The 26,597-nt window shown below is 60.2% G+C and carries 24 protein-coding genes and 1 tRNA gene; 14 read left to right on the forward strand and 11 right to left on the reverse strand.

Translation table 11 applies throughout. From position 1 onward, the window contains the following. Positions 1–77 precede the first annotated feature (77 nt). Complete coding sequence (locus A9404_RS05660; protein WP_231880971.1) at positions 78–395, reverse strand: DUF3301 domain-containing protein; 318 nt, start codon at positions 393–395, stop codon at positions 78–80. A gap of 189 nt (positions 396–584) precedes the next feature. Here A9404_RS05660 and A9404_RS05665 point away from each other — a divergent pair. The 5 genes from A9404_RS05665 to A9404_RS05685 all read left to right on the forward strand — a co-directional run bounded on the left by A9404_RS05665 (position 585) and on the right by A9404_RS05685 (position 7,446). Continuing rightward, a tRNA-Leu gene (locus tag A9404_RS05665) sits at positions 585–671 on the forward strand. A gap of 871 nt (positions 672–1,542) precedes the next feature. Continuing rightward, positions 1,543–2,715 carry a cyclopropane fatty acyl phospholipid synthase gene (cfa, locus tag A9404_RS05670; RefSeq protein ID WP_231880952.1) on the forward strand — a complete coding sequence of 391 codons (1,173 nt, stop codon included), beginning with the start codon at positions 1,543–1,545 and terminating at the stop codon, positions 2,713–2,715. 107 nt (positions 2,716–2,822) lie between these two features. Further along, positions 2,823–4,379: a sigma-54 dependent transcriptional regulator gene (locus A9404_RS05675; RefSeq protein WP_082922772.1), complete on the forward strand. Its 1,557-nt coding sequence runs from the start codon at positions 2,823–2,825 to the stop codon at positions 4,377–4,379. Between the two features lie 416 nt (positions 4,380–4,795). Beyond that, positions 4,796–6,832 (forward strand): PAS domain S-box protein, encoded by a 2,037-nt coding sequence (locus A9404_RS13140; protein ID WP_197490448.1) that lies wholly within the window; start codon positions 4,796–4,798, stop codon positions 6,830–6,832. A 2-nt stretch (positions 6,833–6,834) separates the two neighbouring features. Then, positions 6,835–7,446 carry a response regulator transcription factor gene (locus tag A9404_RS05685; protein ID WP_231880954.1) on the forward strand — a complete coding sequence of 204 codons (612 nt, stop codon included), beginning with the start codon at positions 6,835–6,837 and terminating at the stop codon, positions 7,444–7,446. A gap of 53 nt (positions 7,447–7,499) precedes the next feature. Here the strand turns inward: A9404_RS05685 and A9404_RS05690 are convergent, their stop codons facing one another. After that, entirely contained in the window at positions 7,500–9,200 is a 1,701-nt protein-coding gene (locus A9404_RS05690) for a diguanylate cyclase domain-containing protein (RefSeq protein WP_197490449.1), read from the reverse strand. 392 nt (positions 9,201–9,592) lie between these two features. On the opposite strand from A9404_RS05690, the gene A9404_RS13370 reads away from it, so the two are divergent. From A9404_RS13370 to A9404_RS05705, 3 genes are all read left to right on the forward strand, one after another. Beyond that, positions 9,593–9,853 (forward strand): DUF2934 domain-containing protein, encoded by a 261-nt coding sequence (locus tag A9404_RS13370; RefSeq protein WP_066099299.1) that lies wholly within the window; start codon positions 9,593–9,595, stop codon positions 9,851–9,853. Positions 9,854–9,927: 74 nt separating this feature from the next. Then, positions 9,928–10,377 (forward strand): Hsp20/alpha crystallin family protein, encoded by a 450-nt coding sequence (locus tag A9404_RS05700; protein WP_066099300.1) that lies wholly within the window; start codon positions 9,928–9,930, stop codon positions 10,375–10,377. 59 nt (positions 10,378–10,436) lie between these two features. Beyond that, positions 10,437–10,826, forward strand: coding sequence for a PAS domain-containing protein (locus tag A9404_RS05705; protein WP_066099301.1), 390 nt, complete (start codon positions 10,437–10,439; stop codon positions 10,824–10,826). A 202-nt stretch (positions 10,827–11,028) separates the two neighbouring features. Here A9404_RS05705 and A9404_RS05710 read toward each other — a convergent pair whose 3' ends face one another. From A9404_RS05710 to A9404_RS05740, 7 genes are all read right to left on the reverse strand, one after another. Then, entirely contained in the window at positions 11,029–12,366 is a 1,338-nt protein-coding gene (locus A9404_RS05710; RefSeq protein ID WP_197490450.1) for a hypothetical protein, read from the reverse strand. Between the two features lie 127 nt (positions 12,367–12,493). Continuing rightward, positions 12,494–13,366: a hypothetical protein gene (locus tag A9404_RS05715; RefSeq protein ID WP_066099303.1), complete on the reverse strand. Its 873-nt coding sequence runs from the start codon at positions 13,364–13,366 to the stop codon at positions 12,494–12,496. 85 nt (positions 13,367–13,451) lie between these two features. After that, positions 13,452–14,207: a C39 family peptidase gene (locus A9404_RS05720; RefSeq protein ID WP_066099304.1), complete on the reverse strand. Its 756-nt coding sequence runs from the start codon at positions 14,205–14,207 to the stop codon at positions 13,452–13,454. Positions 14,208–14,351: 144 nt separating this feature from the next. Then, positions 14,352–15,587, reverse strand: coding sequence for a hypothetical protein (locus tag A9404_RS05725; RefSeq protein ID WP_066099305.1), 1,236 nt, complete (start codon positions 15,585–15,587; stop codon positions 14,352–14,354). Between the two features lie 46 nt (positions 15,588–15,633). Continuing rightward, a complete protein-coding gene (locus tag A9404_RS05730) occupies positions 15,634–16,287 on the reverse strand; it encodes a hypothetical protein (RefSeq protein ID WP_066099306.1) in 654 nt (217 codons plus the stop codon). Beyond that, positions 16,284–16,793 (reverse strand): hypothetical protein, encoded by a 510-nt coding sequence (locus A9404_RS05735; protein WP_066099307.1) that lies wholly within the window; start codon positions 16,791–16,793, stop codon positions 16,284–16,286. Before A9404_RS05735 ends, A9404_RS05730 begins: the two co-directional genes overlap by 4 nt. Positions 16,794–17,217: 424 nt before the next feature. Continuing rightward, positions 17,218–18,840 carry a methyl-accepting chemotaxis protein gene (locus A9404_RS05740; protein WP_066099308.1) on the reverse strand — a complete coding sequence of 541 codons (1,623 nt, stop codon included), beginning with the start codon at positions 18,838–18,840 and terminating at the stop codon, positions 17,218–17,220. Positions 18,841–19,174: 334 nt separating this feature from the next. Here A9404_RS05740 and A9404_RS05745 point away from each other — a divergent pair, with 334 nt between their 5' ends. Then, positions 19,175–19,678, forward strand: coding sequence for a low molecular weight protein-tyrosine-phosphatase (locus tag A9404_RS05745; protein WP_066099309.1), 504 nt, complete (start codon positions 19,175–19,177; stop codon positions 19,676–19,678). Between the two features lie 43 nt (positions 19,679–19,721). On the opposite strand, the gene A9404_RS05750 is transcribed toward A9404_RS05745, so the two are convergent. Beyond that, positions 19,722–21,140, reverse strand: coding sequence for an amino acid permease (locus tag A9404_RS05750; RefSeq protein WP_066099310.1), 1,419 nt, complete (start codon positions 21,138–21,140; stop codon positions 19,722–19,724). A gap of 202 nt (positions 21,141–21,342) precedes the next feature. Between A9404_RS05750 and A9404_RS05755 the strand changes: the two genes are divergently transcribed. Genes A9404_RS05755 through folE2 form a run of 5 tightly spaced genes read left to right on the forward strand, consistent with a single transcriptional unit; the run spans position 21,343 to position 25,769 of the window. Next, the gene (locus A9404_RS05755; protein ID WP_066099311.1) at positions 21,343–21,639 is read left to right on the forward strand and encodes an exodeoxyribonuclease VII small subunit; all 297 of its coding nucleotides are present in this window, start codon (positions 21,343–21,345) and stop codon (positions 21,637–21,639) included. Further along, positions 21,632–22,603 carry a polyprenyl synthetase family protein gene (locus A9404_RS05760; protein WP_231880955.1) on the forward strand — a complete coding sequence of 324 codons (972 nt, stop codon included), beginning with the start codon at positions 21,632–21,634 and terminating at the stop codon, positions 22,601–22,603. The genes A9404_RS05755 and A9404_RS05760 overlap by 8 nt, the downstream gene beginning before the upstream one ends. Positions 22,604–22,606: 3 nt before the next feature. After that, positions 22,607–24,535: a 1-deoxy-D-xylulose-5-phosphate synthase gene (dxs, locus tag A9404_RS05765; RefSeq protein WP_066099312.1), complete on the forward strand. Its 1,929-nt coding sequence runs from the start codon at positions 22,607–22,609 to the stop codon at positions 24,533–24,535. A 2-nt stretch (positions 24,536–24,537) separates the two neighbouring features. Then, complete coding sequence (gene queD, locus A9404_RS05770; protein WP_066099313.1) at positions 24,538–24,945, forward strand: 6-carboxytetrahydropterin synthase QueD; 408 nt, start codon at positions 24,538–24,540, stop codon at positions 24,943–24,945. A 35-nt stretch (positions 24,946–24,980) separates the two neighbouring features. Further along, positions 24,981–25,769, forward strand: a complete 789-nt coding sequence (folE2, locus tag A9404_RS05775; protein WP_066099314.1) for a GTP cyclohydrolase FolE2 — start codon at positions 24,981–24,983, stop codon at positions 25,767–25,769. Here folE2 and A9404_RS05780 read toward each other — a convergent pair. Further along, the gene (locus tag A9404_RS05780) at positions 25,766–26,596 is read right to left on the reverse strand and encodes a TatD family hydrolase (protein WP_066099315.1); all 831 of its coding nucleotides are present in this window, start codon (positions 26,594–26,596) and stop codon (positions 25,766–25,768) included. The two genes, folE2 and A9404_RS05780, sit on opposite strands and share 4 nt — an antisense overlap. Between the last annotated feature and the right edge of the window lies 1 nt (position 26,597).

Here is a 26,597-nt window from a genome sequence, read left to right on the forward strand (position 1 = left end):
CCCAACGGATGGTTCAGCGAGGCCGCAACGACGACGCCCGCATTTTTTCGTCTTGTTACCCTGAGTCCAGTCATCCTCTAACCTGCCAACAACGGGCGGGACAGATCCAGATCGACCGACTGGAGGCGTTGCCCGGAAAAGGCCACCGTACCGGCATAACGGTTTGCGCCGGTCTGGCTGAATTCGAAACCGAAAACGCGCACGATCTGCACCCCGAATTGCCCACCTCGGGCAAGGCGGAGACGGCGCAAGCCGACGGAGTCGTCCAAAAGCTGGACACTGGCACGATCGCACGCCTGCTTCGCCAGGGCCAGCGCACGTCGGTGGAACCGATCCTGATGCCACCAGAACCACGCCACACCGGCCACCAACACCAGAATGACCACATCATTCACCGTCAAAACGCCACTTCCTTCAAGGAGCCGATCAGGGCAGCATCATAAACGAACTGCGTTGCGAACAGAGCAGACCCAGGCGCAATTTCTCCACCAGCGCGCCCGTTCCTGGCAGCCCATGCATCACGCCCAACCACCCTAGACACTGCTTGCCTTTGTCATACAAACGAGATAAATTGCACGCCCTTAGCCGGGGTGGCGGAATTGGTAGACGCAGTGGATTCAAAATCCACCGAGCTAACCCTCGTGTCGGTTCGAGTCCGACCCTCGGCACCAGACATCCTGACAACCGACACACTTCATTTCTGCGAACGTCCGTTCGGTAGTCTTACCACCTTTTGCCCCATAAGCGGGCTCCGTCGCCGGATTGCATTGACGCAATCGGAATCGACGCCCCAGTGCCGTGACCAACCCCGTCCAAACTCATCTCGGACAACGACGTGTACCTTGATCCACGGATCGAGATGCGATTGTCATGCCCAAGTTGTCCGGAGAGCAATGAACAGGCGCGGGCCGTCCACAGGCTTATTCACCCCCCACGCTGATAACAGGGTTCATCTCATGCGATGCTCGAGCCTATCTGTCGATGGTTCCCCCTGCGCCCAAGCCACCCGAATCATCCCATCCGCAACAGTGCAGTCAATTAGTTTTATAACCTAATTCAATCACCACTAATTTAATAAAAAAGCCCAAATCACATACCAAGCTTAATTATTTTTATAATTCAGTCAAAATTCAATAGCCAGGCACTTAATAAATAAACCCGCCATAATAGGTGAATTCACCTACGTATTTACCCTTATTTATTTAACACATCGAAAACATAAAGTATCGACTAACGACCAGGACAACCCATCGAGCCAACGGCGTTGTTTTATCAGCGATTGCGAGATAAGCACCACGCCAGAGAAACAGAAACGATGACGCAAGAAACTCATCCGATCCGCCATAGAAACATTAATCACGAACAGCAGGACAATATCGGCTTTATCGGATCAGACAAAGATTATCCCGGAGCAACCGTACGTGCACAAACGGGGACAGAATACCGCCGTCTCAGCCGCCGGCACCCCCAATCCAAACGGCATAACCAAGAAGCTGTGTATATGCACGACGCAACTGTCACCGCTCACACCGGAGAACACTCATGCATTCCATGACGCACGCGGAAGTCACGACCCGGCAGCATTACGACATACCCCCCGCACCGCCGACCGTACTCTGGGATCTGGCCAACGAGGCCGGTATCCGGTTCAACGGTGACGCGCCCTGGGATATCCAGATACACGACGAATGCGTCTATGACCTGATTTTCAGCGAGGGTTCCCTCGGTTTCGGTGAAGCCTACATGGACGGCCTGTGGGATTGCGGCAGGCTGGACGAACTCTTTCACCGCCTGTTACGTGCAGATATCGATACCAAAATCGGCAAATGGACACGCTTGCGCTTTCTTGGGCATGCCCTGCGCCACAGACTGTTCAACCTGCAATCCAGCCGACGCGCCTTTCAGGTCGGCGAACGCCATTACGACATCGGGAACGACGTGTTCGAAACCATGCTCGACCCCACCATGAGCTATTCCTGCGGTTACTGGCGCGATGCGACCAACCTCACGCAGGCACAGTTCGACAAGCTCGACCTGATCTGTCGCAAGCTCGACCTTCAACCGGGTGAGCGCCTGCTCGAAATCGGCTGCGGTTGGGGCGGTCTCGCCCGATTCGCCGCGCAGCACTATGGCGTGGATGTCGTGGGCATCACCGTATCGAAAGAGCAGCAGAAACTCGCCGAGGATCGCTGCGCCGGCCTGCCCGTCACCATCGAACTCAAGGATTACCGGGATCTCACGGGGACGTACGACAAGGTGGTTTCCGTCGGCATGTTCGAACACGTCGGCCCGAAAAACTATCCCGCATATTTCGAGGTAGTGAACCGGGTGCTCAAGGACGACGGCCTGTTCCTGCTCCACACCATCGGTGTCACCAGCACCTCGAACCAAACGGACCCATGGATCGACAAGTACATTTTCCCCAACGGAAAAATCCCCTCCGCACAGGAGATCACGGCCGCGGTAGAACACCGCTTCGCCATCGCCGACTGGCACAACTTCGGTCCGGACTACGATCGGACGCTCATGGCCTGGTGGGGAAACTTCGACCGCGCCTGGCCCCAGCTGTCGAACAAGTACGGCAATCGCTTTTACCGCATGTGGAAATACTACCTGCTGTCCTGCGCCGGATTTTTCCGCTCCGGACAAGGGCAGCTCTGGCAGGTTGTCCTAGCCAAAAACGGACGTTCATCGATCTACGAATCGGCCCGTTGAAGCACCCATCTTCGAATGCATCGGCCTACGCCCTGCGCGATATGACCCGGGGCCAATCGGATCGTGGACTCTTTCAATCAACAAGGAACTTTGACAGGTAAATCACCATGAGCGCCATCCAACAAGCGAACACCCACCCCGAGTACACGTCGCATGCGGCGAAACTGGACTCATTAGCCACTTTCTTCAACCGTAGGGGCGACGACCACGACCCCTTTCCGGAGGAATCGAACCGCAGACGCAACAATGGACTGATGGACGATGCCATTGCCCGTACGGGCAAGCGGGCCAGCCAGGGGAAGACCCTCGAGCGCCGGCAACTCATCTATCTCTCGTTTCGCAAGGACGATATCGGTGAAGACGTGGCGCGCATCGCTTCCTCATTCATGTGGGATGTCACCCTCGTCCATGATTGCGATCAATTGCAGCGCGCATTGAAACATGCGCCGGTCAAGGTGGTTCTGGCCGATCTTCGCGACGCCGTATCCAAACTCGGCGCCTGTCTCGTACAGACAACCCACAAATACCCGAACGTCCAATGGGTCGGCCTGGTGGAACCGCAGGCAGCAGACAGCCCGACTTATGCAGCTTTCCTGCACTCATACTTCTTCGATTTCTGTTTCCTGCCCCTGGAACCGCTGCGCCTGTTCTTCTCGCTGGGACACGCCTGGACGATGGCCCGGGTCGCCGATATCCACGCCGACACGGTTTCCGTCGATGCCGGCACGGCTGGGATCAATGAACAGGGTCTGATCGGCAGCAGCCCCATCATGAAGACCGTCCGCGCACATCTGAAACGCTATGCCCGAAACGACCTGCCTGTGCTGATCACCGGCCCGACCGGTACCGGCAAGGAAATGGCCGCACGCTACCTGCACGAACACTCGGATCGGCACGACCGCCCCTTCATCGCCGTGAACTGTGGGGCGCTGACGCCGAGTCTCGTGCAATCGGAACTATTCGGTCATGAAAAGGGCGCCTTCACGGGCGCCCATCAACGCAAAATCGGGCGCGTGGAGGCTGCCGACGGCGGCACGCTGATGCTGGATGAGATTGGCGACCTCCCGCTGGAAACGCAGGTCAGTCTGCTGCGATTTCTGCAGGAAGGCGTCATCGAGCGCGTCGGGAGTGACAGGAGCATCCCCGTGAACGTACGGATCGTAGCAGCCACCCATGTGGATCTCGAACAGTCGGTCGCTGAAGGTCGATTCCGCGAGGATCTGTATTTTCGTCTCAACGTACTGCGACTGGTCATGCCCCCGCTCGCCGAGCGCGGCACGGACGTGGTCGAACTCGCCCAGCACTTCATCCACCGGTTTGCCGATGAGCTCGGCCTGGAGCACAAGGTTCTGTGCCCCGCAGCCCTGGCGGCACTCTCAGCGTACACCTGGCCGGGCAATGTCCGTGAACTCATGAACCGGCTGAAACGCGCCATCGTGCATAGCGACCGCCAGGCGATTGGCCCGGCAGATCTCGAGTTCACCACCCTGGTCTCCGAGCCTTTGCCCAGTTTGGCCCAGGCGCGCAACGAGGCGGAATTACAGGCACTGTCGCGTGCGCTGGTCACGACCAACAGCAATGTCACCGAAGCGGCGGAAATGCTCGGCATCTCCCGGGTTTCGATGCATCGCCTGATCAACAAGCACGGCCTGTCCGCCCCGTGATACGCATGAGCCAGGAATCCCCTCGCCCTTGGGCAAAGTCCCGCTCCGGTGCACGCTCCTGGCTGACGTCGAACCAGCCGCTCTATGATCCCCGTCCATCCGATGGCAATCTCGTTCTCGACCGGGAGAACCGTCCAGGACTTCCCTCCGGGCGCAACGCACCTCATCCCCCCCCAGAACACGATGACCAAGGTGCCTCCGCAACCGGATGGCTCGATCCCCCGAAGCGCATACCTGCTGCAATGACACGTGGCATACCGCGCGGGCCTGCATGGACTATTGACATAGGGTCCAAACAGGTAACACCCTACCGAAATGGCAGGTTATTGAAAAAGCACGATGAAGTGCGCGGATCGATGGGGCAATCGGATGACCGGCAGCCCCCAATCATGTACGAGGATCAGGGAGCGCGGAAGATGGTCGATCGCAAAAAACGCTACAAGACGGAGGCTGGCGCCTTACCTGCCGAGGGTAAGAGCAAGATGCCCGGCATGACCGCACAACCGTCGCCCGATAGCGACCCGAACACCGTGATCCGCAACTTGCAGGCCCATCAGATCGAACTGCAGATGCAGAATGAAACCCTGCGGCACGCTCATATCGAACTGGCGGAATCGCGGGATCGCTACGCCGAACTCTATGACCTGGCCCCCGTCGGTTACATCGCCCTCAACCGCGATGGTCTGATTGCCGAAGTGAACCTGACCGCCACCGCCATGCTCGGTCTTCCACGGCGTGCGTGCATCGGACGCCGCTTCGCTCAGTTCGTCGTTCCCGATGAGCAGGCGTACTGGTCCGCACAGTTTGCGGACATGGTGAAGCATACCGACCGCCAGCGGTTCAATCTGACCCTGGCGGGTGCCGACGGCACCATCATCCATACCCGCTTTGTCGGCATCGTTCGAGCCTCCAGCATGTCCGATATGGTCGTCTGGCTCATGTTTCTCGACGTCTCGGACCGACGGGCGACCGAAGATCAGCTCCGCAAGGTCTCCCTCGCCGTGGAGCAAAGTCCGGACAGCATCATGATCACCAATCTTCAGGGAATCATCGAATTCGTCAACCCCGCCTTCACGCAGATTTCCGGATATACGGCCGAGGAAGTCATCAATCGCACCCCCCGGATGCTGCAGTCCGGATTGACGCCTGAGGAAACTTACCGATCACTGTGGCAATCTCTTGCCCGTGGCGAAATCTGGCGGGGCGAATTCGTCAACCGGCGCAAGGATGGTCTGTACTCCATCGAATCCGCAACCATATCCCCCCTGCGACAAGCCGATGGCAAGGTGACTCATTACGTGTCGGTCCAGAAGGATATTACCGAGCTCAAACGCACCCTGAGCGAACTGATTGCGAGTCGGAATCGACTCCAATTGGCGCAAGAAGCGGCGGGTTTTGGCATCTTCGATCGGGACATTGCATCCGGACGACTGGAGTGGGACGCGCGTGCGCGCGCAATATGCGGAGTGGATCTGGATACCCCGATCAATTTCACAACGTTCCTGGATCTGGTTCATCCGGATGATCGCAGCAAGATTCATGCAGCCATCGAGCGCGCGATGAAACCCGATCAGGGTAACGGCGTCTACCGTGTGGAGTACCGGATCATCAACCCGAAAACCGGCGAGGAACGCACCCTGATGGCCAACGGCCAGACCTTTTTCGAAGGGGGACGCCCAACCCGGATTGTCGGCACAATTCAGGACATCTCCCAGCAGCGTGCCATGGAAGCCGAACTGAAAAACCGCCGCCGCGCCATGGATCGACTGGTTGATCAGCAGGTTGCGGCACAGACGGCCTCGGCCATCGCCCACGAGATCAATCAACCCCTCGCCTCGATTTCCGCCTACAGCGAAGCGGCAATCAACATGTTGCGCGCCGGTCATCTGGACAAGCTCGAACATGCCCTGCTCGGTGCAGCCGCTCAATCACAAAAAGCCGGACAGGCTCTGCACGAGTTGCTCGAATTCCTCCAGGATGGCGAGATCATTCTCGAGCCGACGGATCTGAACGAGGTGATTCATGAAGCGCTCGCGGAAGTCGAGGATAGCGGATATACCGACTTTCATACCGCGGTGGAACTGATGCCCGATCTGAAGCCGGTCATGGCCAACCGGCTGCAACTGCAGAAAGTACTGATCAACCTCGTCATGAACGGGGTGGATGCCATGCGGGAAGCTGGAATCTCCCCGGCACACATTACCATCCGGGTCCGTACCATGATCGATGACGGAATGGCCATGACCACCATCCAGGATTCCGGGCCGGGCGTGAGCGCCGAGACGGCCAAGCGAATCTTCAACCCATTCTTCACCACCAAGACTAACGGCATCGGCCTGGGTCTTGCCATCAGCCGGGCCCTCATCGAAGCCCAGGGCGGGCGACTCTGGGTCGATATCGAGGCGGGTGAACGGGGTGCCGTTTTCCACTTCACACTACCCTTCGCATCATGAAAATGCACGACACCGTTTTCGTCGTCGACGACGACCCTGCCATTCGCGACTCGCTCTCCCTGTTGCTGGAACAGGAGGACATGACCGTGGTGAGTTACGAGAGCGCGGCTGAGTTCCTCAAGAACATCGATGCCCTCGTGCCCCGATGCTGCGCCATCATCGATATCCGGATGCCGGATATCGACGGCCTGCAATTGCAGGCGGAAATCATCAACCGAGGCATTCTGCTGCCGGTGATTTTCCTGACGGGTCACGGCGACATCCCGATGAGCGTCCGGGCAATCAAATCCGGCGCCGTGGACTTTCTCACCAAACCCGTCAGCGGCCACACTCTGCTGGAAAGCGTGCATGTCGCCCTGCTGGAAAGCGAACGGCTGTTCTCCCAAGCCGAAGCCAACCACTCGGCCCGATCCGTACTGGAAAGCCTGACCGACCGGGAGCGGGAAGTGATGAGCCTGGCGATCGAGGGCCGATCGAACAAAGAGATCGCCCGCCAGCTGGGCATCAGCCATCGCACGGTGGAAATCCACCGCGCACGTGTCATGCACAAAACCGGCGCCGACTCCCTCGTCGAACTCGTGCGCATCGCCGAGCTGGGTACAATCCCGTCCTAGCGCCATACGGGTGCCAACCTGGCACCGCGTTTCGCGTCCGATCCCGAGCATCGTCATGCCTTGCGTACCAGCATCGGGCCCGGGGCGGGAACAACCTCCGGCGCGGGATGATGGATGACGAATCGATTACCTCCGGCGCGCTTGGCCACATACATGGCCTCATCGGCATTTTTCAGCAGGGCAACAGCATCGCGCGCATCCTCGGGATAGATACTGACACCGATACTCGCCCGGACCCGCGCAGCCGGATGGCAGGCCAGCGGTCGGGCCAGTACGCGCAAGATTCGTTCGAGCACCTCCCGCAATTGCCGTTGATCCTCGAAGTCATCCATGACCAGAACAAACTCGTCCCCACCATAGCGGGCCACCATGTCGCTCTCACGCAGGCCCCGCTGAATGCGCCGGGATACCTCCTGCAGCACCCGATCGCCGATCAGGTGACCGAAGGTATCGTTGATGGGCTTGAACCCGTCAAGATCGAGCAGGCAGACTGCCACCTCCCGCCCACTTCGCCTGGCCTGGGCCAGGGCAAGCGTCAAGCGTTCCTCAAGCAGCACGCGATTCGGCAGTCCCGTCAGAACATCGTGATGCGCCATAACCTGCAATTGTGCCTGCGAGGCGTGCAGCGCCCGGTTCACCCGACGCGCATGCCCGTACATCAAAAGCAAGGTCAGGAGGAACAGGGCAAACAGACCCATGATCGCCTCGAACGAATGGTGATCGATGTAGCGATGCCACGCCTGCCACTCGCCCTGTACCGCGGCGGCGGCTGGGTGCCTGACGGCGGGCGACACGACACGCGCCGACGTTATCCCGGACATACCCTCAAACCCCGCTGGCGACAACGGTGGCGACCAACCGGCGTAATTATTCTGCCGGGCGGCCGGGTCATCCGGCTGCATGACCAGCAAAGCGGCCGCCACCTGATTGATCAGCTTCATGGAAACATGCGACGCCGCAGTCAGGATCCACTCCGGGTAAAGTTGAGTCGACAGGCGAAACGGAAACTCCGGCCGGATCATCTCGTTGAGCACGCGTATCCGCGATAGATCCAATCGTCCGGCGCGCACCATGGATTCGAGTACGCCGGTTCGGACAAACCCTGCATCGGCGTGTCCTTCCAGCACAGCAAGTACGCTCCGATCTTGCGGATTGCCCAATGCCATGAGCCGACTGTCCCGGACCACATCCACGCCATGACGGCTGAGGAGTCCCTGCTGGATCTGGAATCCATCGAACGAATCCCGAACGGAAAATGCGATGGTTTTGCCGCGCAGATCTTCAAGATGCTGTATATCCTGGCGTTGGCGCTGCGTGAACACGACACCGCCAAACTTGTTCAAGGGTACAGACTGACCTTGATTGATCAGCGTACTGACATTGGATAGTCCGTAGGCCGCCTTCAGCCGGTTGGTATAGGCCGGATGCACCAGCAGGAAATCCAGCGTTCTGGCCTCCAGGGCGCGCTGAAGATCGGAGACCCCGACCGGCAACAGGACAAAGCGATGCCCAGGGACATGCGTGGACAGATAGCGCATGGTCGGTAACCACTGCTGATGAATCGCGCTGCGATCGAAATCGCTCAGAACGCCCACATAGACGGTCTGCTCGGCCATCCGCTCCTGGGCATGTGCAGCAGCGCCCCCGCCCAGTATTCCCCACATCACGACCACAATCAGCCAGCACACGGGCGACATCCGGTTCGCACCCGCCAGAAGAATGGAATGCAGCAGTTTTCGCGGCGTATCGGTCATTTGTTCCCATTCCTCATCTTCCCCGCCCATCCCCGTGATACGGCGGTACGTAAACCGAACGTGATCCGGCCCCACGCCCGCGACTGGATCTGACCATGCGGCTTCGGCAAACCACGGCATCGCACCAAGCGGCGATATACGCGCCGGGCGATGATTCACTCTCTGAGACCGTTACCGTAGTCCCCCCCCTGTGGCCATCCAATACGGGTGACTCCCTAAGGGCGATCCCCTACGGGTCCCACCTTACGCAGCCGCCCTTATTTGCCGGACCCTCCAACGAATCTAGAGTGACTCAAGATATGGCGTCTCGTCCCAACCCAATGGCCTGGGCCGCCATCCCTCATCCGTATCGAGCATCTTCGGGCGGACGTTTTTTCAGGAGGAGAAATCTCATGGCAACTGTCCAGAAACCGAAACACGACAGCCTGGCTGCCAACGAACCCGACACGGCAGCAACCTCGCCCACAGATCAGCATGAACGAATCGCCACTGCCGCCTATTACCGGGCGGAAGCTCGCGGCTTTTCGTCGGGCAACGAGCTGTCGGACTGGCTGGCGGCCGAAGCCGAGATCGAAGGCATGGCCGATGTGGGGCCGCTCAAATCCCGACCAAGCCGGTCGGCACATCCTGATATGCGGCTTGCCGACGGATAGCATGCCGCCACGTCCGTCCAGGGCCGGGCATCTCGTCCGGCTCCTGGCTTTCCTCATGCAACGGAGAAAACACCATGACCGATCTAACACGCTTGAACCCCTTCAAAGGATTAACCCGTGTCGAACCACTCCCGCGAGACATGGACGACCTGTTCCAGGGCTTTTTCATGAAGCCATTCTCCTGGCCGCAGATGTCCCGCCACCCGTTTCCCATCGATGTCACGGAAAACGATGGCGCCTATACGGTATGGGCAGAAATCCCGGGCTTCCGGAAAGAGGACATTCAGGTTTCGGTTCATGGAGATCAGGTCGTCATCAGTGCTGAAGCCAAGCAGGAAAAAGCGGAAAAGGAAGGCGACCTGGTCGTCCTGAGGGAATGCAGTTACGGACGGCAATACCGGTCTTTCACCCTGCCCCAGACGGTCGATGACACCAAGACGACGGCCAGATACGAGGACGGCATCCTGAAACTGACCCTGCCCAAGAAGGCCGACGGCGCCCTGAAAAAAATCACCGTGCAGTAATCCCGCCGACACCCGGCATCACCGGCGAAAGCCATATCGACGACAAGCGAGAGGTCAACATGATCACCACCAGCCTGAACACACTGCCCCTGTCCACCCATCGTCGGCAATATTTCCCCCCCGACGAACAACGGCAACCCTGCCGGGTCTGGGTCGACGAACAGGGGCACATTCTGGATTGCTGCGCGAATACGCAGATCATCTTCGGCTACGACCGCGACGCCCTGAAGGGCCGGCACATTGCCGTACTCATTCCCAGTCTGGGGCACGTTTCCCTCCTGGACGGCGGCGCGGTTAACCCCCGTCTCGCCTATCGTTGTCGCTGTGCGGTGCCGTTCCAGGTGGTTGATTACGATGGGCGGAAAAGCCGCTGCCACCTGTTCATGAACCGCGTGACGCTGCCGAACGGGCCCGCACTGGCACTCATCTGCGTCCCGCTCCTGTATTGAATCCGCCCGGCGTGGATTGGCGCGCCAGGCAGGAACCCGCACGATACGGGCAAGCACTCGCAGCGATGCCGTGCTTGCCCGTATCACGTTTCCGACAGGAAAAAACGGTCCGCAGATCCCGGGTAATACCCGAGCAGCACGACCGGCCACACCGCAGATGCGGCATGGCCGGCCCAGAAACCCAGCGCGCCAGGCTGTGCAATCAGAGGATAAAGGGAATCTTGATACCGAGCGTGAAATCCGGCGCGTCGGGCGTCAACCCCACGCCCAGCGTCGTCACCAGGGTGGTGCGTTTGTTCAACGCGTAGGTCATCCCCAGATTGAAGGTCGCGGCGTTGGCATTACTGCCGATCAGCGCCTGCCAGGGTTGCCCGTCGTACTTGATCCGGGCCTGACGCGAAATCTGGTCGCTGACTGACAGGGACAGGCTGGCCCGATCGTTCAGCGCGAAGGCCAGGCCGAGCGCATAGGAGAACGACTCACCCAACTTCACGCGTCCGGGGTTCTGCACGGAGGGATCGATGCCGATGTCGTTGAAATGCCGGGAGAGGTAGCCGGTATAACCGAAGTTCGTGAAGATGAGGGCCGGATCCATGGTCTTGACCATGGACAGGGAAACGCCATATCCCCACAGGCCGTTCCCCGTGGCCTGCTTCGTCGGCACGGAAAACTGCACGAAGGAATTCCCCGAGGCGTCCTGCCCGGCGTTGATCGTTTCCCAACTGATGCCGTAAGGGGCGCGTCCGGTCGGCGCAATGACGCTGCCGGTCAGTACGATGTCGGGCCAATCCTGGGTTTCTGGCAGCAACCGGTAGCTGAGGTTGAATGTCGTATCGCCCGGCGTGACGGTGCTGCCCTGGGACAACTCCGCATAACTCGCCGCCGAACCGCCCGCCCCGCCTTTCTGATAGGTGATCTGACGTTGCAGGAAAGGCGTCGACACGCCGATGTTCCAGCGGGGCGTCAGGCTGTACCGGGCGGCCAGACTGTAAGTCAGGGTGTCGCTGGCCACCTTGTCCACGGAAATATTCCCCAGGAAAATCGAATCCAGCGCGAGAAAACCGTTCAGCGCCAGTTGATTGCGATCGTAACGGCTATAGGTGATCCCCCCCTCGATGACCAGTCGTCGATCGAAGGCCACATGCTCCTGCTGCAGAAAATCGTCCACGCTGCGCTTGGTCGCCTTTTCCTTGTCGGCGGCGGTATGGCCGACTTCGGAAGTCTCGCCGGCAGTCGTGTTGCTCGACGCTGCCGTGGGGCCGCCCGAGGGTTCGGCACGGGTCGTCTGTCCGTCCGGCTGGACACCCGCCGCCTTCAATTGAGCCTGTATCGCCAGCAATCGCGCATCGACCTCGCGCAGCCGACGGACTTCCTTGACGTAGCTCTCGCGGAGCGTTTGCAGCTCGGCGCTCAATGCATTGACATCATCCACCTCGTTCGCCTGCGTGGCCTGCGGTGCGGCCACCATGCCCAGCCCGACCGAAACAGCCAAGGCCAGGCCCTGCTTCAGGCCCGTCTGCATCACATGTTCCTTTCTCATGATTATTCCTTTTGTTTTTTGGGATTGATTGTCGGATCAGTTGAACACCACCCCACCCACTCGCCCTGACCCAACCGACCTTCCGACGTCCAGAAGGCCGACGCCGGAAGCAGAATCGACAGTGGGATCAGAGGCCGCGCAAGGTCGCCAATGCCATACCCACCTGTTGCTTGAGATCCGCGCCGGGCAGGCCGGAAGCCTGACCGACACCGACCATCAGTCGTAACTGGTTCTGAATCTGCTGCTGATCGCCCGAGAGCTGGATCAACTGCATCGCATTACTGCCTCCACCAATCACCTGGCGGACGGTCGAGTCGCCGAGTTGAAGGGTGACGCCCGCCTGGTTGCCGCCGATGATCCCCGCGCTGGCCGTGGCGCCACCCTGGCTGATCACGACCTGGGACGGCCCGCTGCCGGTGTTCGAGGCGTCGGTTGTCGGGACTGCACCACGCGCCCCGTAGGGTTGCACGGCCACCTGAAACTGGTTGGTGGCCCGATTGTCGTTACCGGCCACCTGGATCTGCTGACGCACCCCCCGGGTATCCTGCGCGGAGTGATCCTGAACCACGCCATCGGCGGCCACCTGGGTCGGCGTTCCCATGATCGTTACCATCGGCTGGAAGCTGACTGAAGGCTGCCCCTGGGAACGGTCGATGCCCAACGTCATGCCCGCGCTCATGGCGCCACCGGCGGTTTGCCACTGGGACACCATCTGCACCCCGAAAAACACGACCTGCTGATTGTTCGGCAGGAATTTCCCGCGCAGAACCGACAGCTCGGGGTCGGTCAGCGCCACGATGGCCGATTTTTTGGCGAAGGTGCCACCGGGGATATGCCCCGACACGGCGGTGTTGTCGGGTACGGGCGAGGCCGAGGCCAACCCGGCAAACAGGACACAGGACACGAGGGCGCCACCGACCACCCACGTCACGTCCCGTACGGTTTCCCGGTACTGTCGGTCCGGGGCTGCACGCCGAAAATTGCGCTTCGTATGATTCATCGTTGACATCTCTCCATGCGGGGCAGTTGTCATCTGCACGGTTAAAGCAGCCGATCTGTCGCCCGCTCTTGCGACTGCTGAGCGGCTAGAACAGATCGGCATGGGTAAATCCGAAATCCAGCAGTTCGGCCTTGGGGACGCCACCCGACCGTTCCTGCAGGTTTTTGGCACTGGGAATATCCGTAGCGTCCAGCAACGCCGTATGGCGATCGAAACCGGGGCCGATCACGGCAAAAATGGTTCGGGATGGCCAGGTCTCCAGAAATTTGGCCAGGGGATAGCGCCGATTGCCCAGGGCAGGATCGGCAATATGCACATACCCATCGCTGACGCTTTTCAGCACGACGAAATGGTTGTAGCCGTTCACGTTCATCAACACGATCGTCGGGACGTGGATCGACTCCAGACGCGCCAGATCGATGCGATAGCCGCGACCGCGATAACCCAGCTCAGCCAAGTATTCCTTCATGTCCAGCAGGGAAAAGCCCCGGGTCCGCACCAGTTCCGGATTGGCCACGCCCAACATGCCGGAAAGCACGGTTTCCTCCCCGAGGCGCAACCCGTAGGCGTAACGCAAAATCGTCGCCAGCGCCGCAGCACCACAGGAAAAGTCGTACTGCTGACGAACCACGTTCAGGTAACGCCGCTCCTGCATGCTGATGACCGGTTTGGTCAGAATCGCGCCGTTCGGCAGGATGTCGCCGAAGCGGATCTCCGCCGCCCGAGCAGGTGCACCGACCATCCCGCCGGCAGTCAGAAGCACGACGAGCGTCACTGTCGCGAGCTGCGACTTTTTCGACGCCCGTTGGACCACAAGCCATTGGTTGAATAAACGCCGCATCGATCAATCCCCTGCGTTCTAGCCAAACATCCCCCGTAGGTCGTTGGAACCGGCCCCGGTGTCGTCTTTCCAGACAATCTCCTTGTCTGGAAAGACGGGGCAACGCCAGAAGCGTGCCCCGCCGATAGCCATCAAGCGGCGCAATTACTCGCCGGTGCCGCCCTTACCGCAGCTCACGCAGGAGACCGCCATGGACAGGCTGTTGCTCTGCAGGTTGCCGGTACCGGCTGCCACGTTCACGCCGATGTTGCCGGCTGCCTTGGAGAAGGCATTCCCGCTCAGGGAAGCGTCATTCTCGGCATTGATCACGACATAACGCGTGGTGGCAACGCTACCGCTCATCACGGAGCTCAGACCGATCATGCCCTGCTCCTTGAAGCCCAGGCTGCCGCCTTCGGAACCGCTTGACTTCATGTCATGGGTACCGAATGCCAGTGCGCCGCCATCGCCATTCAGATCGGAGCCGCCCTGAGTTGCCGTATCCAGATCGATATGGCCGGTGACAGAACCGCTCGGATGGCTCGCACCGCTCCAGGTATCGGGATAGACATTGCCGATCTGGTCCATCTGGCCGGTGATGGTGGAGCTGGTGCGACCGCTGTACGATCCGCTGCCAGCGCCCTTATAACCGCCGATGCTGCCGCCCTTGAGGGTGACATTCACGAGATCGGTGTATTTCTCGGTACGGCCTTCGTTGCGGATGCTGTTGCCCGCAGAAGCCTGCGTGCTGTTGATGGACGCACTGGCTACCCGTGAAGTCGATACGGAAGCCGCCATCGTGTTCTTCTGGCCGTTGCCGGTACCGGAAGCCACGTTCACGCCGATGTTGCCGGAAGCGCTCTGGAAGGCGTTGTCCGCGATGGATGCGGTGTTGGTGACGCCGCTGTTCATGGTCGTGTTGCCCATGTTGGTCTGACCGACATCCACCGTTGCGGTGGACTGGCCGAACACGAAACCGGCATCAACTGCTGCCAGGGCAGCCGCATTGTCCTGCACGTTGGTATCGCCTGCAGCCACGTTCATGCCGATGTTGCCGCTCGCGTTGGTGCCGACGTTGTCACCGATCTTGGCGTTGTTGGTCAGCTTGACGTTATCCACCTCGTTGTTGGTGATGAGTTGCTGATCCATGGCATTGGCGGCTGCTTCCGCATTCACCGTGATGTCGCGGACATCGTTGTTGACGATGTTGTCCGTGACGTTCTTGTTGATGGTCTTGTTGACCTTCAGGTTGATGTCTTTCTTGACACTGATGTCCTTGCTGATCTTGATCTTCACATCCGGCTTGCCGTGATGCCCTTCGTGGTCATCGGCCATGGCCGGAGCAGAAACCAGTGCCGCGATGGCAGAGGCGATCAGCGTCATCTTGATTTGCGTTTTCATAGTAACTATCCTTCTTGTTGGGTTTACATCGATCATGAAACCAGCCTCAGGGCATCGAGATTGAGAAGTGATTGGCCGTCATATTCCCGATCCCTGAAACCTGGTTGATTTGGAGTACACCGCTGAATCCGGATAACGCGCCCTCGCCGATGACGGCGCGATACCGATCCGGGATGTGCCCCGCCCTCCGCCCAGTATCCTGGCCGGAGAGATTCGGCAACGGCTTCGGGATTCCCGCGCCCATTGCACGAATTCCTGACGACGACGAGCCACCGCCCCCCATCGACATCGTGTTCACCTGTGCATTGCCTGCACCACTGACCTGATTGATGCCAAGCACACCGGCCGAGTGGCTGAATGCCTGTCCGCCGATTTCCGTTTGCGCGTCCAGCGCAGCGCCGCCCGACACATTGCTCGGCTTGTGGACGCCAAGGGGTGTCACCGGCCCGGCAACGACGCCACCGCCTACCCCGATTTGTCGCTGATTTGCCTGGATATTGCCGTCGCCGGCCGCCGTGTTTACCGCCATATTCCCGGATGCGCCGCTCCCGACCTGCCCATTGATACGAGAACTGTCCAGCACCTGGAGCATCCAGTCGTACTCGTCCGCCTGCGCGGTGGTACCGAGCAGCCCCAGAACCAGACCCAAGCTCAGAATGAGTCTGCGCGGGCGAATCTGCCGGGACAGGTGTGGGCTCATGGCCGGGCGCCTCCCGACAACAGCCCGCTGGCACCCAGAGCACCGGAGACGGTTGGCGCGATTCCACCCGTTGCCGAACGAATGGCACTACCCGCAGTGCCCGCAGATGCGCCGCCCTGCGTGGGTGTCAACAGGCCGGTCGTTGTGGCCTGAACGTTCTCCCGAACCAGTTGCGCAGTCAGCGGCCCTTGGCGAGGCGACGTGACCACCCCCGGTGCGTTGGCTGAGAGCGCGGCGTAGTCGGCATTCGACAATTCCGCCGACCCCAGACCCTGTGCGATTTCCGCTAGCGGACTCGGGTTCAGCATCACGGCCTTCGATGGCGGCATGGCACGAGCGGCCGGCCGTGCCGGCACATTGCGCAGGATAACGATGTCGCCCGGATCGGCCTTGACCTGATTCTTGACGCCCGCCGCCTGGGCTTCGCGCCAGAGCGGGAGGCTGAGAATCAGTGCCGCGCCACTGAACAGGCAGCCCTGCCAAACACATTGAATTCGATTAGCCATGACCTGACGTCCTCGCGTTGCCCCAGGTGGGAATCACCTTGCATGTCTTGGATTGAGCAACATCGATGCCAGAAAATGAATCGCTTTCAGATCAGCGAATTACATCGAATAGCCAGGCAAACGGATGACGTTTTGTTTCAGTTTCGGAACAGTTTTTCGGTACGAAAAAAAGGAAACCGCGCCAAAGCGCGGTTTTGAGTGCAACTAATTTGAGACAGTACGCTGGGGTACAACACGGATTGGTACAGGCGCTCACAAGGCGCCATCAAACAAAGCCCCTAGAAAATCAAGGGATAAACGCGGGATGACAAGACCCGTCACCCCATGTAATAAGCCCGCAAAAAAGGGGCATGACGCCCCCCATCGATAAAGGCAGCGGCACCCTGCCCGGAATACCGCTACTCAGCGATGTGCGGTGACGGGCTCAGGCCTTGAAACGACCGACCTGTCGATCCAGGTTGGCGGCCAGGCGGGTCAGATCGGCGCCGGCAATGGAAACCTGCTCTGCCGAATCGTCGAGGTGTTCGCTCTGCACCCGGATTTTCGAAAGGTTCTGATTGATCTCGGCCGCCGCTGCCGATTGCTCCTCGGTTGCGGCTGCGACTTGCAAGGTCATCTGGGTAATGGCGTTCACCCGCGTAATGATCACATCGAGCAGTTCATCGGTTTCTGCCGTCAGCTTGATGGTTTCCTGACCATGCGCCTCGCTGGTCTGCATGGCCTTGGCTGTCTCGCTGACGCGCTCCTGGAGCTGTTCGATGATTTCCCGGATCTCCTCCGTTGAGCGCTGAGTCCGACTGGCAAGATTGCGGACTTCCTCGGCCACCACGGCAAAACCGCGACCGTGTTCGCCAGCCCGGGCCGCCTCGATCGCGGCATTCAATGCCAGCAGGTTTGTCTGCTCGGCGACACTCCGGATCACATCGAGCACACCACCGATTTTCGCGGTCTGCCCTTCCAGCTCATGCACCGACTCCGTGGTCGTGTGCATATGGTTCACCAGCTTGTTGATGCTTTGGACCGAGCGATTCAGAACTTCCTTGCCGGCACGGGTCGCCTCATCGGTTTCCTGGGCGGCAAAGGCGGTTTCGTTGGTGTTCTGGGCGACGGTTTTGGTCGTTGCCGTCATTTCGTCGATAGCGACGGCAACCAACTCGGTCTGTTCGGTCTGGTGTCGGGTATTCTCCCGTGACATCTGGGTGATGGTCGACATTTCCTCTGCGGAGGCAGCCAGATGTGTTGTGGAATCGGTAATTTCGCGGACCAGGTCCTGAATCTTGATCACGAACCGGTTGAAGGTTCTGGCCAAATCGGCGATTTCGTCGCGCCCGGTATCCGGCAGTCGTTTGCGCAAGTCGCCATCCCCGGAGGCGATTTCATGCATGGCGCGTGTGACCGAAGACAGTCGGCTCGATACCGAACGCATGACCAGCACGATCAGGGTCAATCCGATCGCCAAGGCGATCACGCCCACCCAGATACTCAACTGGCGCGCCTTCTCCGCACGTTTTTTGATGTCGCCTTGCATCTGTAACGCCTGAGCTTTCCAAGCTTCGGTCAACGCCTGGAGATCCTTTCGAATCTGCTGCCAGTTGGGAAACTCCGATTCCAGTAGCGTCTGCGTGGCGACATCCAGATTGCCGGCTTCGACGTCCTTGAACACGCCGATACGCGCCGCTTCCACAAGCGCCCAACGCTTCGCGACATCTTCCAGCAATTCGTTGCTTGCCTTGTCATCAGCCGGTGTCAGAGAACGCACCATTTCCAGATCTTTTTTGAAGATCTCATTGGTTTTCATCATTACCTTGTACGGCGGCGCGTACTTGGGCTTGAACACCTTGTTACGCGTGGCCACACCGCCGAGCAAACCGTTGCTACTCATCTCCTGTAGGAGATCCAATCGCGCATACTGCGTCGTGTAAAGATTCTGATAGGAGGTCGTCACCGAGCTCATATTGCTCAGGATATAGATCAGGACACCGACGAACAGAAGCGCCGATGCCATAAACGAGATCAGAATCTTCGCCGTGTTGCTGTAAATATTCATGTCTGGTGGTCCATCCTTTTAAGGATTTGTGATTGTCGTCTGAGTTCCTCGACCGGTATCGGCTGGGTATGGAATTACTTTAACCAACCAATCGGGTAAGGCATTTTTTCATGGGGACTATCCAAGATCAAAGTCTCATCCGGCTTCCGCCGCGTTGCGATCAAAGACACAGCATAATCCTCAACAAATATAGCTGTACATATATTTACCTATGCAAACTATATTGGGTCGCGGGCTTTCTCGGACACAACCCAGGACGCGGCGCCCCTCGTCCCGCTGGAGGCGGGTTTGTTATGATTTCCCATAGACCCCTATCGAAAAACGAGGATGCCCCATGCCCAGTTCCCCGCAAATGCGCGTTCTATTCGTCTGCATGGGCAATATTTGCCGTTCGCCCACAGCAGAGGCCGTGTTCCGCAAACTCGTTCAGGATGAAGGACTCGAAACACACATCGAGATCGACTCCGCGGGCACCCATGCCTACCACATCGGCAACCCACCCGACACCCGCTCGACAGCCGTCGCATTGCGACGCGGTTACGAAATGGACGTACTCCGGGCACGACAGGTGACCCGTTCCGACATCGAAACCTTCGACTATGTGCTGGCCATGGATCGCGACAATGCGGCCATCCTCCGTCAACTGGCACCCGAAGGACTCAAGGAAAAACCGCAACTCTTCATGCGTTTTGCCGCCGACTACGGCATAGCGGAGGTGCCCGATCCCTACTATGGCGGGGCCCAGGGCTTCGAGCAGGTTCTCGACATGGTGGAGCAGGCCAGTGCTGGCCTGTTGACGGAGATTCGGCGGAATCTCGTGGCGCCCCGAATCCGTTAGATCGGGCAGGACGGTATGCGGCGGGCAGGCACCGAGGGACGAATCACTCCGGCTTAAGCGACTGTGCTTGTCCCAAATGACTATTCCGATACGAGTAGGTGAAATAGATCACGACACCGATCGCGAGCCAAGCCAGAAAACGGATCCAGGTCACCATCGGCAGGAACATCATCAATGCACCGCAGGACACCACGCCTAGCACCGGCAACAGGATACCGAACGGGTTCCTGAACGGGCGCGGCAGATCCGGCTGACGGAACCGAAGGACGATCACACCCAGGCAGACCAGCACGAAGGCCGCGAGCGTGCCGATGTTCACGAGTTCGGCCAGTTCGCCCAGCGGCACCAGCCCCGCGATCAGAGACATGGCGACCCCGCAGCCCAGAATGATCGGCACCGGGGTTTTGGTTTTGGGATGCACCTTGGCCAATCGCGAGGTGATCAAGCCATCCCGGGACATGGCGAAAATGATGCGGGTCAGCGCGTAGTAGAGCACCAGCATCACCGTGGTCAACCCGGTGATCACCCCGGTAGCCACGAGCGCCGACGCCCAGTTGTAACCAAGGAGTTGCAACGAATGGGCGACCGGCGAGGCGACGTTCAGGTCCTTGTAGGAGACGATGCCGGTCAGCAGGCCGGACACCACGATATAGATCAGGGTACAGAACACCAGCGAGGCGATGATGCCGATCGGTACGTCCCGCTGCGGGTTGCGCGCCTCCTCGACGGCGGTGGAAACGGCATCGAAACCGACATAGGCGAAGAACACGATCGAGGCCCCGGCCAGCACCCCGATGGGCTTGCCCCCCGTGCCTTCCGAAAACCAGCCGAAGGGCATGAAGGGCGTCCAGTTTTCCGGATGCACGTTAAAAGCGGCCACGGCAATGAACACCGAAATGGTCAACACCTTGACGAACACCATGACCACGTTCACCCGCGAGGACTCGCGCACCCCCAGGATCAACAACCCCATGAGGATCAGGATGATCAGCGATGCCGGCAGGTTGATCACTCCCCCCATGGAGGGCGCCTTGGTGAGCACGGCAGGCAATCCCAGCCCGATGGCCGTCAAGGCATTCTCGAAATAGCCGGACCAGCCGTTGGCGACCGCAGCCACGGAAACCGCATACTCCAGGATCAGGTCCCAACCGATGATCCAGGCGATGACTTCGCCGAAGGCCGCATAACTGTAGCCATAGGCACTGCCCGACCCGCCGACCGACGAGGCCAGTTCTGCGTAAGCCAGAGCGGCGAAGGTACAGGCAATGCCCGCCAGAATGAAGGAGAGCACCACGGCCGGTCCCGATTGGTTGGCGGCGGCGATACCGGTCAGCACGAAAATCCCCGTACCGATAATCGCACCGATCCCCAGAAAGGTCAGGTCGAAGGCCCCCAGGCAACGCTTCAGGCCGGTATCGCAAAAGGCATTCGGGCTTGCCGCCTTGGTCCGAAAAATATTCATGGGATCGGGTCGCTCTCTTCCGTCATTGAACCGCGGTCCAAGGTATCACCACCCGGCCATGCATCACAATGCCCAAAGTCGCATTCCCACTGGTGGTGCGGCCAAATTCACAATGGTGGTGCGAACAATACGAAGAGTTTTTCAACAGACGGGGCGTTGGGCGTTATAATTAACAGCTTGTAGATATCGAATGAGACCCGTCATGGCTGCCAGAAAAACCGCCGCCAACACCCAGATCGTCCAGACCGGCAATCCGGAAGTCATTGCCCAGTACGAGCAGGCCATGGCAGAACTGGAACAGATCGTGACGCGTCTGGAACAGGGCGAACAGACCCTTGAACAATCCCTGGCAGACTACGAGCGCGGGACCCGACTGGCCCGGCAATGCGAGCAGGCCCTCAAGGAGGCCGAGCGCCGCATTGACGCACTTTCGTCCCCCGACGACGTCGAGCCGTCTCCAGACGGCGTTGCGCAGGCAAAAGATTTATTCAATGAGTGACTGCCTCGTTACGCCGATCATGAAGGCCCCGCTGCCTGCCATCCCCTTCACGCAATGGCAGGCGACGTTCCGGGATGTGTTCGAGCAACGCCTGATCGAGGCACTCGACGCGCGTCTGGCCGACATGCCACCCCGCCTGAGCGACGCCGTCCGCTATGCCGTCCTCGATGGGGGCAAGCGATTAAGACCCATGCTGGTCATGCTGGGCTACGCACTGACCGCCAACCCGGACATATCGGGCGCTCTGCCCGATCCGACAGACGAGGCGTTCACAGCGGTTTGGCCGGCAGCCATCGCCATCGAATTGATCCATGGCTATTCCTTGGTCCATGACGACCTGCCCGCCATGGACGATGATGACCTGCGCCGGGGAAAACCCACCGTGCACCGCGCCTTCGACGAAGCAACCGCGATTCTTGCCGGCGACGTCCTGCAGACCTTGGCCTTCGATCTCCTGCTCCAGGAGATACCGGATCATCCCGTGGCCGCCTCGGTCCAGCTGGCCTGGACGCGTCTGCTGGCCAGGGGGTCCGTAGACATGGTGAGCGGACAGCAACTCGACCTGAACCCGTCGACGACGCCAAGCGAACAGGAACTTGGTCACATGCACGGTCTGAAGACCGGTGCCCTGCTCCGCAGCGCCCTGCTGATGGGTGCCGCCGCGGGCCGGTCTGATATAACGGTTCACGCGTCACTGGAAGCATTTATCGCCCCCCTGGGTCTCGCCTTCCAGATCCAGGACGACATCCTGGACGAGACGGGCACTGTTGCGCAGTTGGGCAAGACGCCGGGCAAGGACGCCGCTCAGGCCAAATCGTCCTACGTCACCGTTCTCGGACTCGAGCGCGCCCGTCAACGCCTGACGGAGACCATTGATGTCGCGCTTGCCGCGCTGGTCCCCTTGGGTAATGCCGCAGACCCGCTGCGCGCCTGCGCTCATTTCGTGCTGACACGGAATCACTGACTGATGTCGCCTCGGATTCCCGACTCGACCGACGCCGATCTGCTCAGCCTGATCGAACTTCCTGCCGATCTGCGGCGCCTGCCGAAGCGCCAACTTGCCCAGCTGGCCAACGAATTGCGCACGCAACTCATTGAGAGTGTGGCTAAGACGGGGGGACATCTCGCCGCCAATCTGGGCGTGATCGAGCTGACGATCGCCCTGCACTACGTCTTCGACACCCCGAACGACCGTCTGATCTGGGATGTCGGTCACCAGGCCTATGGCCACAAGATGCTGACCGGACGCCGGGCCGCCATGACCCGTCTGCGCATGCGCGATGGCCCGTCCGGATTCACCCGCCGCAGCGAGAGCGCCTTCGATGCCTTCGGCGCCGGTCATTCGAGCACTTCGATCAGTGCGGCGCTCGGCATGGCCGTCGCAGCCGGACTACAACACGAATCCCGGCGATCCGTCGCCATCATCGGCGATGGGGCGCTGACGGCAGGACAGGCCTTCGAGGCGCTCAATCACGCGGGCGAACTGCAGAGCGATCTTCTGGTCGTGCTGAACGACAACGAAATGAGCATCTCGCGCAACGTCGGCGCGCTGACCGAACACCTCACGCGCCTGCGCAGCAATCCGATGATCAACAAGTTGCGTCAGGGCGGGCACACGCTCCTTGCCCATGGCGGACCGTTGGGCGAGTTGCTGAACACGACCCGGGTCGGACTGCGTGATGGCGTCAAGCACCTGCTGGGCGTTACCAGCCTGTTCGAGGAACTCGGTTTCCAGTATTTCGGCCCGATCGACGGTCACGACCTGGGAACCCTCGTCGATACCCTGCAGAACCTGCGCGAACAGACCGGGCCGAGACTCCTGCACGTGGTCACGCAAAAAGGTCGCGGGTTCAACGCCGCCGAACGCGATCCGGTCCGCTACCACGGCGTCGGCCGATTCGATCCGAAGATCGAGCCACAGCCCGCCGCTTCCGGCCCGTCCGCCAAGACCTGGACGAACGCGTTCAGCCAGTGGCTGGCCGATCAGGACGACAACGAAAAACTCGTGGTCATTACACCCGCCATGATCGAGGGGTCGGGACTTGCCGAATTCGGCCGACGCCATCCCGATCGCTGTTTCGACGTCGGCATCGCCGAACAGCACGCCGTCACCTTTGCCGGCGGACTTGCCGCCGAGGGATTGCGCCCCCTTGTCGCCATCTACTCGACCTTTCTGCAACGCGCCTGGGATCAGGTGATTCACGACATTGCCCTGCAGAACCTGCCGGTTCTGTTCGCCGTTGACCGAGCCGGCCTCGTCGGCCCGGACGGCGCCACCCATGCCGGCAGCTTCGATCTGGCCTTCGGCCAGGCCATTCCCAATCTGATGCTGGCGGTACCCGCCGACGAACGGGAACTGCGCACGGCGCTCGATCTCGGCACCGAGCTCGATGCCCCGGTACTGGTTCGCTATCCTCGCGGCGATTGCCCCGCCGATCTGGGTGGAGAACCGCCAACCACCCCCTTCGGTCTACGCGTCCGACGCGCCGCAGAGACCCCTGCCGACAGCCTGCTCGTCGTCGCCCTGGGTACGAAGGTGGCCACGGCGTTGAACGCCAGCGAGAACCTCCCCGTGACCATGGTCGATCTGCGCTGGGCAAAACCGATCGACTGGGCGGCCCTGGCGCCACTGATCGAGAACCATGCCGGCTGGATGATCGTCGAGGAAGGCAGCAAGCTCGGCGGCATCGGTGCCACGCTCATCGCCACGGCGACCGAACGGGGCCTGTTCAAACCGGTTATGCATCTGGCACTGCCGGATGTCTTCATCGAGCACGGCACACGCAACGAATGTCTTGCAGATGGCGGACTTGACGTCGGTAGTCTAAACAGTAGGATGTGCGATTTTTTACGGCGGATTCTTCCTGCCCGTCAACCGTGTAACGCCACCCCATGAACATGAACGATTCCGCCGCCCTTCCGATACCCGCCAACGCTCAATTTACCCTGACCGTCGAAGTGGAGTTCGCCGCCGCCCATCACCTGCGCGGCTACGAGGGCAACTGCGCCCGCCTGCATGGGCACAACTGGAAGGTCATCGTGGAGGTGACCGGCAACAAGCTGGACAAGGTCGGCATGGTCATGGACTTCAAGACCATGAAGAAAGCCGCACGCGCCACGGCGGAACAACTCGATCACTACTATCTGAACGAGATTCCGCCGTTCGACACGGTCAACCCGACGGCAGAGAACATCGCCGTGTGGTTCTTCGATGAATTGAGCAGCACCCTGAACCGGCCGAATGCCCGGCTCAGCGGCATCACCATCTGGGAAAACGACCGCTCCGCCGTGACCTATCGCGCCTGAACCTTCCCTTAGCGCCCCTAGTCCAGGAACCTGCCATGACGCTTTCAGCCATGCCCGATGTGCAATCCGCCTTCGATCCCCGCAACATCGCGATCGATCAGGTGGGCATCAAGGCCATCAAACACCCCTTGACCCTGACTGATGGAACCCACCAGCAGCATACGATCGCCGAATGCGAACTGACCGTCGGACTGCCCGCCGACAAGAAAGGCACGCACATGTCCCGCTTCGTGGCCCTGCTGAACGCCGAACCGCTGCAGCTGTCCCTGGCAAATCTTCCGGACTGGACCCGCCGGATGGCGAAACTGCTGGATGCCCATCAGGCCCAGGCGCGCTTCACCATGCCCTTCTTCCTCGAGAAAACCGCCCCGGTGAGCGGCCAGAAGGCGCTAATGGACTACGAACTCACCCTGAGCGGCCACCTGCAGGCCGATGACAGCGCCGAAACGCACCTGCAGCTCGTGGTTCCCGTCACCAGCCTCTGCCCCTGCTCCAAGGAAATCTCCGCCTACGGTGCCCATAACCAGCGCTCGCACATCACCGTCACCGCGCGAGTCGCCAACCCCGACCTGTCGCTGGCCGACCTGATCCGCCGCATCGAAGACCAGGGTTCCTGCGCACTCTGGGGTTTGCTCAAGCGAACGGACGAGAAATTCATCACCGAACATGCCTTCGACAACCCGAAATTCGTCGAGGACATGATCCGTGACGTCGCAGGCACACTCGCCGACTATCCGGGGCTGTCGGGCTTCCGCGTCACGGTGGAAAACTTCGAATCCATCCACAATCACTCGGCCTGGGCGGTGATCGACCGGATGGGCTAATCGCCCGACGACTCCCGCATATCCCGCGGACCGGGCACCAGCCAGTCCGTGCCGAACAGTGTCAGGGTGTTCCGATACATCTGGTCGGCCAACACGACCTCGTCCTCTGCGCGAATCGACGCCAGCACGGCCAGAACCTCGCGGATATAGGCCGGTTCATTGCGTTCGCCCCGATGGGCATGGCCCGGCTGGTTCGGTGCGTCCGTCTCGATGACAAGCGAAGACAATGGCAGACCGGCCACCATCTGACGCATCCGTGTCGCCCGAGGGTGCGTGATTGCGCCGCCCACACCCAGAGAGAACCCCCGTTCGACGAATTGCCGCGCCTGCTGGGCCGAACCCACGAAGCCGTGCACCACGCCCCGCAGCCCCGGCCGCAGCCGGATGGCCTTCAGCAACAGGTCGGCGGATTTGCGCTCGTGGAGGATGACCGGCAGATTCCGTTCCCGCGCGCGATCGAGCTGACCGTCGAAGAGTCGATGCTGTACCCCGGGATCCGGCATATCCGGGCCGAAATCCAAGCCGATTTCGCCAATGGCCACGGTCGACGAGGCGTGGCTCGCCAACCAGCGATCCAATGCCGCCAAGCCGGTAAGGGCATCGATTCGATCGGCCCACCAGGGATGAATGCCGAAGGCCAGCCCCACCGACACACCACCTGCGCGAATCCGTTCGGCCGTGACACATTGCTGCACCCAGCGATCCGGCGCTACGCCAACACCCAGGATCCCCGTCACACCAACCGCCTGCATGCGCGCGATCAGGCCGGCCCAGTCGTCGGCGAACACCGGCTCTTCAAGGTGACAATGGGAATCAACTATGCGCATA

The organism is Halothiobacillus diazotrophicus, assembly GCF_001663815.1.
In the GTDB taxonomy this organism is placed as follows: domain Bacteria; phylum Pseudomonadota; class Gammaproteobacteria; order Halothiobacillales; family Halothiobacillaceae; genus Halothiobacillus; species Halothiobacillus diazotrophicus.